The 12,453-nt window shown below is 61.6% G+C and carries 10 protein-coding genes; 3 read left to right on the top strand and 7 right to left on the bottom strand.

Features of this window, described 5'->3' with window-relative positions; all coding sequences use genetic code 11:
* Positions 1-97: 97 nt before the first annotated feature.
* The 3 genes from ACM530_RS25975 to ACM530_RS25965 form a co-directional block, all read right to left on the bottom strand.
* On the bottom strand, positions 98-895 hold the full coding sequence (locus tag ACM530_RS25975; protein WP_416363513.1) for an aldo/keto reductase: 798 nt from the start codon (positions 893-895) through the stop codon (positions 98-100).
* Positions 895-1,764, bottom strand: a complete 870-nt coding sequence (locus tag ACM530_RS25970) for an NmrA family NAD(P)-binding protein (protein ID WP_416363512.1) — start codon at positions 1,762-1,764, stop codon at positions 895-897. The genes ACM530_RS25975 and ACM530_RS25970 overlap by 1 nt, the downstream gene beginning before the upstream one ends.
* 98 nt (positions 1,765-1,862) lie before the next feature.
* Positions 1,863-2,306: an Lrp/AsnC family transcriptional regulator gene (locus ACM530_RS25965; protein ID WP_145160627.1), complete on the bottom strand. Its 444-nt coding sequence runs from the start codon at positions 2,304-2,306 to the stop codon at positions 1,863-1,865.
* A gap of 108 nt (positions 2,307-2,414) precedes the next feature.
* Between ACM530_RS25965 and ACM530_RS25960 the strand changes: the two genes are divergently transcribed.
* A complete protein-coding gene (locus tag ACM530_RS25960) occupies positions 2,415-3,320 on the top strand; it encodes a DMT family transporter (protein ID WP_416363511.1) in 906 nt (301 codons plus the stop codon).
* Here the strand turns inward: ACM530_RS25960 and ACM530_RS25955 are convergent.
* The 3 genes from ACM530_RS25955 to fabF all read right to left on the bottom strand — a co-directional run bounded on the left by ACM530_RS25955 (position 3,298) and on the right by fabF (position 7,549).
* On the bottom strand, positions 3,298-5,277 hold the full coding sequence (locus ACM530_RS25955) for a peptidase U32 family protein (RefSeq protein ID WP_262209481.1): 1,980 nt from the start codon (positions 5,275-5,277) through the stop codon (positions 3,298-3,300). The two genes, ACM530_RS25960 and ACM530_RS25955, sit on opposite strands and share 23 nt — an antisense overlap.
* Before the next feature lie 551 nt (positions 5,278-5,828).
* A complete protein-coding gene (locus tag ACM530_RS25950; protein ID WP_145160633.1) occupies positions 5,829-6,209 on the bottom strand; it encodes a RidA family protein in 381 nt (126 codons plus the stop codon).
* 71 nt (positions 6,210-6,280) lie between these two features.
* On the bottom strand, positions 6,281-7,549 hold the full coding sequence (fabF, locus tag ACM530_RS25945; RefSeq protein WP_145160636.1) for a beta-ketoacyl-ACP synthase II: 1,269 nt from the start codon (positions 7,547-7,549) through the stop codon (positions 6,281-6,283).
* 107 nt (positions 7,550-7,656) lie between these two features.
* On the opposite strand from fabF, the gene ACM530_RS25940 reads away from it, so the two are divergent.
* Positions 7,657-8,148, top strand: coding sequence for a winged helix-turn-helix transcriptional regulator (locus tag ACM530_RS25940; protein ID WP_145160638.1), 492 nt, complete (start codon positions 7,657-7,659; stop codon positions 8,146-8,148).
* Here the strand turns inward: ACM530_RS25940 and ACM530_RS25935 are convergent.
* Entirely contained in the window at positions 8,135-9,457 is a 1,323-nt protein-coding gene (locus ACM530_RS25935; protein WP_145160640.1) for an OprD family porin, read from the bottom strand. The genes ACM530_RS25940 and ACM530_RS25935 overlap by 14 nt on opposite strands.
* A gap of 464 nt (positions 9,458-9,921) precedes the next feature.
* Between ACM530_RS25935 and ACM530_RS25930 the strand changes: the two genes are divergently transcribed.
* Complete coding sequence (locus ACM530_RS25930) at positions 9,922-12,411, top strand: hypothetical protein (RefSeq protein WP_416363510.1); 2,490 nt, start codon at positions 9,922-9,924, stop codon at positions 12,409-12,411.
* The last annotated feature ends 42 nt before the right edge of the window (positions 12,412-12,453 follow it).

Here is a 12,453-nt window from a genome sequence, read left to right as displayed (position 1 = left end):
TTTCGGGGCCGCTTCGCGCCCCAGCGTGGGGCAAGCCCGCTCGCCACAACCAGACCGCTCGCCACAGGAAGCCCACTGACGACAACAGTCCATCGGCTTACAGCGCATCCCACTGCGGTGCAAACGGCGGCTGCACAAAGCGTTGGTCTTTGGGCAGGCGCGCGATGGCTTGCATATCCTGCTCATCGAGTGTGACGTGCAGCGAATCGAGGTTGGCTTGCTGGCTTTGCGGACGCTGGGCTTTGGGAATCGCCGCCACGCCTTGTTGGCGTAACCAGGCCAGGGCGACTTGCGCTGCGCTGGCGCCGTGCTTGGCGCCGATCTGTGTCAATACCGGGTCAGTGGCCGCGCGACCCTGTGCCAACGGTGCATATGCAACCATCGGGATGCGTTTGCCGCGCAGGTAATTGAGCAGGCGGCTCTGGTCGAGGAACGGGTGGTATTCCACCTGTACCGCGGCAATCGGCGTGCCCAGCACATCGATCGCCTCGCGCAGCATCGGCATGTTGAAGTTGCACACACCGATGTGCTTCACGCGGCCACTGTCGCGCAGGGCCAACAAAGCGTTCATCACGCCGGGCAGGTCCATGTCGGCAGCCGGCCAATGCACCATGAACAGATCGACGTAGTCCACCGCCAGCTTGCCGAGGCTCAGCTCAAAGGCTTTTTGCAGCGCGGCCGGCGCCAACTGGTCATGCCACACCTTGGTGGTCAGGAACACCTCGTCGCGGGGGATGCCCGAGTGTTTAATCGCCTGGCCCACAGCGGCTTCGTTGTTGTACATAGCGGCGGTGTCGATATGCCGGTAACCCAGCGCCAGGGCACTTTCGACCACTGCCCGGCAGTCATCGCCGGGCATACGGAAGGTACCGAAACCCAATTCAGGCAGGTTCATCAGGCATTCGCCTCCGCGGTTTTATCTGCCAGCTCGCGCAACACCGTGAGCAGGGAAGTTGTGCCCTTGAGCACCTGATCGTGCTCGAAACAGATCCAGCCTTCGTTGAAGCCATCGACCATGCGCATGCGCGGCAGTGGGTTGTGTGCACCTTGGGCGCGCAGCAACGGTTCCCAGGTATCGCGCTCAACCACCTCGGCGCGCACGTCACGGCCGAGCACTTGCGCCAGGGTCTGGGCGATGTCGTTCGGGCTGACCCACTGGCTTTCCAGTTCGACTACGCGGTGGCCGGCCCAGTCTTGCTGCAACAGTTGCGCGGCGAGTGTGCCGATGTCGGCCGTGGCAACCATCGGCACGCGTTTGTCGAGCGGTTGCAGGAAGCTGTGGATCACGCCGGTGTCACGCGCACTGCTGACGTCATAGGCGGCGTTTTCCATGAACCAGCCTGGGCGCAGGAAGGTTACGGGGATGTCCAGGGCGCTCAACGCCTGCTCCATCAGCGTGCGCTGGGTCAGCAGGTTGAGCTCCTTGGCCTGCGCGCCGATGGTCGACAGGCACAAGACTTTTTGTGGCGCGGCGGCCTTGAGGGCCTGGCTGACAGCCGCTATCACGGCACGCGCTTCAGGAAACCCAGGCTGCGGATCGAAGCCCGGTGGCGGCAGGATGAACACAGCGGTCGCGCCCTTGAACGCTTCGGTCAGCGGCTGTGCATCTTCCATCGCGGCAAACGCGATTTCGCAGCCCTGGTCGGCCCAATAGGCCGCTTTGCCGGCGTCGCGAATGACGGCGCGAACCGGCAGACCTGCCTTGAGGAGGTTATGCGCCAGGGCGCCGCCGACTTTGCCTGTGATGCCAGTGATTACGTACATGCGCTTTACTCCTGTGGGTTCCAATGTGTGGAGCCCAGCATAAAGTTCGGCCGGCGATGACAGAATAGCGATTACGTCACTGCGTTAGTGACGCGAAATCACGAATCGGCCAGTGGCGGCAAACGCCGTTTGACCGGGGTTTTCTTGACGATGGCGGTGTTGGTTTCGGCATAGGCGTTAAGCCGGTCGAGCAGGGTGTCGAGCTGGTCCATGGTGCGCACGTGCAGGCGCGCGATAAAGCAGTCCTCACCGGTGACTTTGTCGCACTCGGTGAACTCGGGAATCGCCTGGATCTGGCGCTCCACCTCCTGCAATTTGCCGGGCAATGGGCGGATACGCACGATGGCTTGCAGCAAATAGCCGAAGTGTTTGGGGTCGATGTCGACGGTGTAGTGGGTCAGTACGCCGCGCTCTTCCAGACGGCGCAGGCGTTCGCCCACGCTGGGCGAAGACAGCCCGGTAATACCCGCCAACGCCTTGAGCGACAGGCGCGAGTCGTCCATCAAGGCGGCGATCAGTTGCTGGTCGATAGAGTCAATCATGCTGCCTGCCTAATTTAAAAAGGTAATTGAGGGTTTTTGCCTACTTTATTCGCTGGAGGCGCTGATCAGCAGATTGCCATAATTGAGCCTCACTTGAGGAGCGCCATCGTGGACACATCTATTCGTCGCGGGTCGTGGGAAATGGTCGCCGCCATGCTGATTTCGGGCACCATCGGCTGGTTTGTGCTGGTGTCTGGCGTGTCGGTGATCGAAGTGGTGTTCTGGCGCTGCCTGATTGGCGCGCTGACGCTGTTGCTGGTGTGTGCGTGGTTGGGCTATTTGCGCCGAGACCTGCTGACCTGGGCCAAGCTCGGCCTGGCGATGCTCAGCGGTGTGGCCATCGTCGGCAACTGGTTGCTGTTGTTCGAATCCTATTCACGTGCGTCGATTGCCATCAGCACCGCGGTGTACAACGTGCAGCCGTTCATGTTGGTGATGCTGGGGGCGCTGTTTCTGGGTGAGAAGATCACCGTGCAGAAGCTCGCATGGTTGAGCGTGGCGTTCCTCGGCATGCTGGCGATTGTCACCGCCCATGGCGAACAGCAAAGCGCTGGCGGGGATTATCTGACCGGTATTGCTCTGGCGTTGGGCGCAGCGTTTTTGTATGCGATTGCCGCCTTGATCATCAAGCGCTTGAAGGACGTTCCACCCCACTTGATGGCGTTGATCCAGGTGATTACCGGCGCACTGTTGCTGGCGCCGTTAGTGCCTTGGCACAGCTTGCCTGCCGCGACCCAGGCCTGGGCTGCGCTGGTCACGCTGGGCATGGTGCACACCGGTTTGATGTATGTGTTGCTTTACGGGGCGATCCAGAAACTGCCGACTGCGATTACCGGCGCACTGTCGTTCATCTACCCGATTGCGGCGATCTTTGTCGATTGGATCGCCTTTGGGCATCGCCTGGGTTGGCTGCAATGGCTGGGGGTTGTTGCGATTCTGCTGGCGGCAGCGGGGTTGCAGCGGGGCTGGTGGTGGCCCCGCTCCCCAAGAGTCAGTGCGTGCCCTGAAAGATGATGTTTTCCGGGTTGAAATGGCCCACGCCGCTGCCCGGCTGTGGCAAGCCAAGGATGTGGCCCTTGATCTTGCCCACCACGTGCATCTCGCACGGTTTGCAGTCGAACTTCAGGGTCAGTACTTCATCACCGTGGATCAGCTGCATCGGCGCCACTTTGGTCTTCACACCCGTCACGCCCTTGGCCTGTTTAGGGCACAGGTTGAACGAGAACCGCAGGCAGTGCTTGGTGATCATCACCGGCACTTCGCCGGTTTCTTCGTGGGCTTCGAAGGCGGCGTCGATCAGCTTAACGCCGTGACGGTGGTAGAAGTCCCGGGCTTTCTGGTTGTAGACGTTGGCCAGGAACGACAAATGCGCTTCCGGGTACACCGGCGGCGGCGACGTCTCAGCCTTGCGTCCACCCCGTGGGTGAGCGGCAACGCGGGCGGCGGTCAGCGCCTCGATCACTTCACGGCGCAAGGCCTTGAGCTGCGAGTTGGGGATGAAGAATGCCTGCGGCGCATCCAGTTCGATGTGCGTGGCGTGGTACTCGGTGGTGCCGAGTTGGCCAAGCAGGTCGCGCAGGGTGTCGAGCGCCTGTTCCGGCTTGTTGGCCACGCCGAACGGGCCGGGCAGGGTGACGCTGGCGCTGATGCCTTCTTCGCTGGTCGCGGTCACGTCCAACTGGTTTTCACGCAGGCGCGCGACCCACTGCAGGCCAATACGGCGTTCGGCCGAGGTCTTGAGCAGGGCTTGTTGCCAGTTGTGGTCGAGGTTGCGGTTCAGCGGATGGTTGGGGCGCAACTGATGCAGGCCAGCCGGCATTTCATTGGGTTCGACGCGGTAGCGGTAGCGTTTCTCGCCGTCTTCTTCGAACTCGCCTTTGGGTTCGGCGATGTTGGCGCGAAAACCCACGACTTCGCGCTTGATCAGCACATTGAGGCCGTCGCCGTTGGACAACGGCTCATGGGTGACTACCTGCAAGTCGCGCTTGCCGGCTTTTTCCACCACACCCACCGGCAGGCCGGTGAAGGTGGGCGTGTCGAAGGCGCCGATGTCGATCTTGCGGTCGGTGACGAAGTAGTCGGTGCTGCCCCGGTGGAAGGTTTTTTCCGGGTCGGGCAGGAAGAAATGCGCAGTACGGCCGCTGGAAGCGCGCGCCAGGTCAGGGCGGTCTTCGAGGACGTCGTCGAGGCGTTGGCGGTAATAGGCGGTGATGTTTTTCACATAACCCATGTCCTTGTAGCGGCCTTCGATCTTGAACGAACGCACACCGGCTTCGACCAGCGCGCGGATGTTGGCGCTCTGGTTGTTGTCTTTCATCGACAGCAGGTGTTTTTCAAAGGCCACCACGCGGCCCTGGTCATCTTTCAAGGTGTACGGCAGGCGGCAGGCCTGGGAGCAATCGCCACGGTTGGCGCTGCGGCCATTCTGCGCGTGGGAGATATTGCATTGCCCGGAGAACGCCACGCACAGGGCGCCGTGGATGAAGAACTCGATGGCGGCATCGGTTTCATCGGCGATCGCGCGGATTTCCTGCAGGTTCAGCTCGCGGGCCAGCACCAGCTGCGAGAAACCGGCCTGGTCGAGAAACTTGGCGCGGCCCAGGGTGCGGATATCGGTCTGGGTGCTGGCGTGCAGCTCGATGGGCGGAATATCCAGCTCCATCACGCCCAGGTCTTGCACGATCAACGCATCGACACCGGCGTCGTACAGCTGATGGATCAGCTTGCGCGCGGGTTCCAGTTCGTTGTCGTGCAGGATGGTGTTGATGGTGGTGAACACGCGGGCGTGGTAACGGCGGGCGAATTCGACCAGTTGAGCGATGTCGCTCACCTCGTTACACGCGTTATGGCGTGCGCCGAAGCTTGGTCCACCGATGTAGATGGCGTCGGCGCCATGCAAGATAGCCTCGCGCGCGATGGCGACATCGCGGGCCGGGCTGAGCAATTCCAGGTGATGCTTGGGCAAGGACATAGTTTTTTTAGTCAGGCTTGTCACGGTTGAGGCGGGCATTGTAGCTGTGAAATGCTGGGTGGGCACCTACCGCAGGGCTGCTTGGGCGAATGGGGGTAGGTAGATTGGGAGCATATCCGTTGCTGCGGTAACGGCCACTGGTGGTTCCGCTCTTACAGCGGGTCACTTTTGGCAAACGCCCGGAATGCCGGCCCAGCCAAAAGTAACCAAAAGGTCTTTGCCCCACCACTCGGTGCCTCGCCTAGGTTCGGCCAGCGTGGTTGACGGGGCCTGTCAGATCAAAATCAAAAGCAAAGCAACACACTTCTATCTGATGCACAGAGATCCAAATGTGGGAGCGGGCTTGCCCGCGAAGGCGGTGGGTCAGCTAAACATGAGTTGACTGACCCACCGCCTTCGCGAGCAAGCCCGCTCCCACAAGTTGACCGCGTTCAGCCGCCACCACCGCACTGCTTTTGCTTTTCTGTGGGAGCTGGCTTGCCTGCGATGCAGGCACCTCGGTCTATCTGACGCTATCGAGGCAACCCTTGATGTGTATTGCCAGCGATAACTCAGGCCTTGGCCGCCATCGCGGTGACTTCCACGCGCATGCCTTCAACGGCCAATGCGGCCACGCCTACTGCAGCGCGAACCGGCCACGGTTTGGCGAAAAAGCGTTTGTAGACTTCATTGAAAGCGGCGCGATCGGCCATGTCGGTGAGGTAGATCGTCAGGTGCATCACCCGGTCCATGGAACTGCCGGCTTTTTCCAGCGCGACTTTCAGCGCTTGCAGGGTGCATTCGCTTTGCAGGGTGATGTCGCCGAGTTCGAGGCTGCCATCGGCGCGGGTCGGGATCTGGGTGGAGACCAGGATGCCGTTGAAGCCGACGACGTCGGAGGAAATCGAGTCGGCATCCGGATCGGGGGTGTAGCTCAGGTCGTGGTTGGCCATGGGCGCCTCTGGTTGGCTGTAGCAGAAGGCGCACATGGTCCCCGAAAATCACAACAGGGGCAAACCGAGGGTTATGCCCAGCGGCGGAACAGCACGCTGGCATTCACGCCACCAAAGCCGAAGCCGTTGGACAGCGCATATTCAATCGGCATGTGCCGCGCTTCACCGCGCACCATGTCCAGGCCGTCGGCCAGCGCGTCCGGGTTGTCCAGGTTCAGCGTCACCGGGGCGACCTGGTCGCGCAGGGCAAGCACGCTGAAGATCGCTTCGATGCCGCCTGCGGCGCCCAGTAAGTGGCCGGTGGCAGACTTGGTTGAGCTGATGGCCGGGCCGCCATGGGCGCCGAACACGGTCTTGATGGCGGCCAGTTCGCCTTTGTCACCCACCGGCGTCGAGGTTGCATGGGCGTTCAAGTACTGGACCTGGGCCGCCTCAATGCCTGCCTGACGCAGTGCCTGGGTCATCGCCCGCCGCGCGCCATCACCGTCTTCCGGCCCGGCCGTCATGTGGTAGGCATCGGCACTGGTGCCATAACCCACCAGTTCGGCGATGGGCTGCGCGCCGCGTGCCAGGGCATGCTCCAGTTCTTCGATGACCAGGATGCCGGCACCTTCGCCCATCACGAAGCCGTCACGCGCCTGATCGAAGGGCCGCGAAGCCCGTTCTGGCGTGTCATTGAAGTCGCTGGATAACGCCCGCGCCGCTGCAAACCCGGCCAGGCTGACCCGGTGAATTGCCGCTTCCGCACCGCCACACACCGCCACATCGATTTCCCCGGCACGGATCATCCGCGCCGCGTCCCCAATTGCTTGCACACCGGCTGCGCAGGCCGTCACCGGCGCGCCCAGCGGGCCTTTCAAGCCGTAGTTGATCGACACATGCCCGGCCGCCATGTTGCTCAGGAACGAGGGAATGGTGAAGGGCGACAAACGTCGCGGGCCTTTGCTGTCTGTGGTGCGCACGGCATCGGCAATCGCCGGAAAGCCACCCACGCCAGAGGCAATGATGGTCGCCGTGCGTTCCTGTGCCTGCGGCGTTTGAGGCGCCCAGCCGGCTTGCTTCAAGGCTTCATCGGCCGCCGCAAGGGCGAAGAGGATAAAGCGGTCCATCTTGCGCTGTTCCTTGGCGGCCAGCAGCCGATCAGGGTCAAACCCGGCCTCAGGGTCTTGCAACACGCTTTGCACTTGGCCACCGATGCTGATGGCGAGGTCACCGATCAATGCTTCAGGCAGACGGCGTATGCCCGACTGCCCGTTCAACAGGCGTTGCCAGGTGGATTCCACGCTGGCGCCCAGCGGCGTCAGTGCGCCCATGCCTGTCACGACGATACGTTTACTCATGATCAATCGACTCCGGTTGCGTTGAGGGTACAGACCCTATGGACGTCACTATCATGATGAAAGTAACATGGCGTCACACAACTTTGTACCGGCACCTGGGAACCCTTATGCAACGCAAGTCTCTTGTCAGCGACGAATGCCCCATCGCCCGCAGCCTTGAACGGATAGGGGAGTGGTGGAGCATGTTGATCATGCGCGATGCATTGCATGGCTTGCGTCGCTTCGATGAGTTTTCACGCAGCCTGGGCATCGCGCCGAACATGTTGACGCGCCGCTTGAATGGCCTGGTGGACGCCGGGATGCTTGAGCGCCGCGCCTACAGCGAGCGGCCGCCACGGTATGAATACGTGCCGACGGCCAAGGGCGAGGATTTGCGCATGGTGCTGATGGCACTGGTGGCGTGGGGCAATCGGCATTATGCCGAAGAGGGCACCAGTGTCGAGGTGGTGGAGCGCGAGACGGGCAAGCCGGTGCAACCGATGATGGCAACGGCCGAAGGCACACTCGTGCCGTTGGACGCGTGCGTGGTGCAGGCCGGTCCAGCCGCCAGCGCAGGCATGCGCCAACGGCTGGAGCCTGGGGTGGTTACAGCAGAGTGAACGGGTAGTCGACGATCACCCGCAGCTCGTTCAATTTGCCGTCGCGCTGATCCGCGTTTGACGAAACCATCGCATCGCGCACGCGCAGTGACAGGTTTTTCGCCGGGCCGCTTTGCAGCACGTATTTGGCCTCCACATCCGTCTCGTGATGGTCGCCGTCGGCACCGTAGTCGCCGACGTAGGCGCTGTTGGCCGGCGTGTGCGTGCCGTTGATGTCGGAGCCGTTGACGTAGCGGGTCATGAAGCTCAAGCCTGGCACGCCGTAGCTGGCCATGTTCAGGTCATAACGCACGCCCCAGGACTGCTCGCCCGGGCCGTTGAAGTCGCCCCACTGAATCGAGTTGGCCAGGAACACTGAATCGCCGCCTTCACCCGCGCCGTTGTTGCCGGTGCCGATGTAGTCGAACGGCGTGTCGCCGTGCACCTTCTGGAACGACAGCGTCAGCGTGTGGGCCGCCAGGAACGAGTAGGCCGCCGCCACCGAATACGTGGTGTTGTTGATGGCCCCGGCCTTGGCGCTGCCGGTGTCGAGGGTGCGGTACAGGTTGCCGTCCAGCGCCAGCGACTGGTCATGGCCCAACGGCAATACGTAGTTGAGGTTGGTGTAGTACTGGCGCCAGATATCTTCCAGTTCACCGGCGTACACGGTTGCACTCAGCGAGGGCGTGAAGGTGTATTTGCCGCCGACGAAACTCGCACTGTTGGCCGCGACGTTGGCGTAGGTGGCATAGATATCGTGGTCATGGTTGCTGGTCATGCCGCTGTTGGTGCTGGTGAAATGCCCGGCTTCCAGGTCCAGCCCGGCGATTTCGCTGCTGGTCAGGTCAAACCCGGTGGCGGTCTGCGGCAGAATCCGCGTGCCGCCGGTGGCAAAGACCGGCGCCGTGGGTTGCATGTCACCGAACTTCAGTTGGGTCTTGGACACCTTGATTTTCACCGCGGCGCCGACGGAGCCATAGCCGTTTTCCGGGTCGCCATGGCGGTCGGTCGGCAGGTCACCGGTGCCGGCATCCGCGTGGGTGGCGTCGAGCTTCATCGCGCCATAGGCGTAGGCGTCCACGCCAAAACCAATGGTGCCTTGGGTAAAGCCCGAGGCGTAGTTGAGCATTGCGCCCTGGGTCCAGTCGCGGTTGTCTGCCTTGCCACTTTGGCGATCGCGGTCGAAATAATAGTTGCGCAACAGGCCCGTGATGCTGCTGCCGTCAATAAAACCCTTGGAATCGGCCTGGTCGCTGACAGACTCGGCAAAGGCCACTTGGCTGACACTCGCGCACACTGCCAGTGTGAGCAGGCTGCACTGTCTAATCATGGGTTTGATCATGGTGTTTACTTCCCCGGAATAAGTAACGCGCGCGCAGAAACATCGCAATTGTTATGGCGCATACAGTGTTGTGGGCAGATGTTTTCAGGTGAGCGTAGTGACGGTTTTTATTGTGTTCGACAGGGTTGCCGAAGCCGATTTTTATCATATTTTTCGCGGCTTTCAGCGGTGTGGCGGATTAAACTCGATTAATTAAACTTCACGTCTTTTAATCACGAGCGGGTGTAGCGTTGATAGGGTCTTAGCCGCTCTGCTTCGACAAAAACCTTTGGTTTGCCGCCGCAGGCTCTGCGGCGGATTTTTTAATGCTTAGTTATATAAAAGTTCATGTACGCCGCCGTCGTTCAGTGGTGGCTATATGATTGCGCTTGATTCAATTTCGCCCATGTAACAAGACTGTTGCACTTGCCCTTTAATAATCCTTTCTCCCACGCCAGATCAGGAGACAGGCCATGCAAGTCAATCAGCTTCGTCAGGTTGATAGCACCCCCAACGCGGGCGACAACCCCAACTGGAATAAAGCGGTGTCGAAAGCGCTAAACAATCAGCCCGACGACAACCGCCTCGGCCCCGATACAAAGCGGCCCCAAGGTGACTTTCGCACTGCGCAGCAGATCATCGACGACAACCCGCTGCTCAAGAATCTCGGCAACCAGAGTGGCGTGAAAGACAAATTGCGTGAACGCGTTGGCGACTTTGAGCACGATCCGGACGCCGCTTACCGCGCGAGCCGGGTGCTGGAGCACATCGAAAAACTCGACGAAAACGGCAAGCCCACCGTCAAGCGGCCAGAACTCAATGAAGCCGGCAACGGCAAGGTCGACGGTTTTACCAAAGGCGGTGACGCCCGCCACGGCACCGAAGCCGGGCGCCTGCAGGATTTCGGCAAGTACGGCTGGGAGACCCTTAAAGGCGAGCTACCGCAGAGCTCACCCAGCACGCCGCCCAAGGGCGATGCGCCGTCCAACCATCTGCCGTTGCCGGGTGAAGGCCGGCCGATGGGCGACAACCGCAGTGCCGAGCAAATCATTGAAGACAACCCGTTGCTGAAAAACCTCGGCAACCAGAGCGGGGTCAAGGACGCTCTGCGCGAGCGTGTCGGCGACTTTGAACACGACGCCGATGCGGCCTGGCGTGCCGCGCAGGTGCTCAACTATGTCGAGAACTACGACGAGACCGGCAAGCACATCGAAGGCGGCAACGTGGGCAATGGCCGCATCGACGGCTTCACCAAGGATGGCGAAGCGCGCCACGGTACGGAAGCGGGGCGCCTGCAGGACTTCGGCAAATACGGCTACGACAACCTCAAGGGCCTGGACGGCAACAGCGCGGATGACCAGATCAAGGACTTGAATGCCAAGGCCACCGAAGACGCCGTGAAGGCGGCCGGTGGTGACGCCTCCAAGGTGGGCGCTGACTATTTCGCCACGGGCAACAGCAGCGCCAGCGGTGCGGACAAGACTGCAGCGATCATCCAGCTGTCCACGGGCCTGGCCAACTACAAGGCGGGTGCCGATGCGTTTGCGCACCAGGGGCCGGATGCGGCCAATGAGTGGTCAGGCGACGGCCCGTCACCGGGCCAGCAACGCGAAGACTTTATCAAGGATGTGCAAGGGCGCATCGACACGCTCAGCAAAGACCCGGACGTGCAGCAGTTCCTCAACACCCAGGGCACCGAACAGCTGCAGAAAATGGTCGCCGCCGACCCAGCCTTGAAAGCCGAGATGGAGCGGCGCCTGGACGCTTCATCCAGTTGCGACGCGCTGCAAAGCGCGTTTGCCGCCAAGGGCGCCAGCACCACCGATGCGCTGTCGAGTTTTATCAAGTACCCGGACTTCTACGCCCAGGCCCTGGGCAAACAGCCGGACTACAAGAAAGCCCTGGAAAACGCCCCGCAAGCCATCAAGGACAAGGTCAACGCCGAGTACGCAGACATCACCTCCGGCAAGCAGATCAACGACCTGATCGCCAGCGGTGTGCCGGCAGACAAGGCGGTGATTCAGTCCGGTGTGAACAAGGCAATCTTTGACGCGGTACTCGACGACAAGACTGTGCAAGTGATCAACGACAACATCGCTGCATTCACGCCACCGGGAGAGGCCCCACCGAAGACCGCCGATATCATCAGTGGCATTCGGGCGGTGGACGACGCCATGCGCGGCGGCGCCAAGTTCGACGATGCGATCAAAAAAGTCCAAAGCACCTGGGGCGGCAAGCTGCCGGCCGGGGTCAGCGCGGCGTACAAGGCCGGGTTGATGCACGGCGTGTCGGGCGTGTTGTTGGCGGGCGCCATCGGTACGCGCATCGCCAGCGGCAAGGGCGGCAGCACCGCGCAGACAGTGGGTCAGTCGTTTCAGGCGGCCGGACTGTTCCTGGAAGGTGGCGCCAAGTTTGTCCAGGACCAGTTCGATCGTACCCAACAGGGCACTTACAAGTTCGACGCGCCCAAGTACGTGAAAGACGTGGAAAACGTCGGCAAGAGCCTGGGCGGCGTGGCAGGGAACGTATTGGGCTTGGTCACCGGGGCCATTTCCGCGAAAAACTCGGCCCAGAGCGGCGACAAGGTCGGCGCCGGCTTCCAGGGCACCTTCGCGGGGCTTAATGGCCTGTCGGCCGTGGCCGGCATGGTGGAGGTCGCCACCTATGTGGTGCCGCGCATAACCACGGTGGCAGCCGGCGTTGCAGAAGCGGCCGGCGTGATTGGCGGCGCGGCCGGCGCCCTGGCGGGTGCCGTGGGCGGCATCGCGGCGGTCGGTGGCTTGATCTACGCGATCATTGCCGACATCAAGGCCGACAATGCGCGCAAGAAACAGCAGGAAGAGTGGTACACCGGGCTCAAGGATCAGCTCGATGACTTCGGCGTTACGCCGCCGCCATTGGATGTGATCATTGCGCCCCAAAATGGCTACGTGGACGTGGGTAATCCCAACGCCAATTACTGACCGAAGTCGGCGGCCAGTCGGAACTGGCCGCCGATTGACTGA

The sequence above is a fragment of the Pseudomonas sp. NFX183 genome, from assembly GCF_047943075.1.
Lineage (GTDB): Bacteria > Pseudomonadota > Gammaproteobacteria > Pseudomonadales > Pseudomonadaceae > Aquipseudomonas.
Note: the sequence above shows the minus strand (reverse complement) of the source record. Positions and strands in the feature narration are given on the sequence as shown.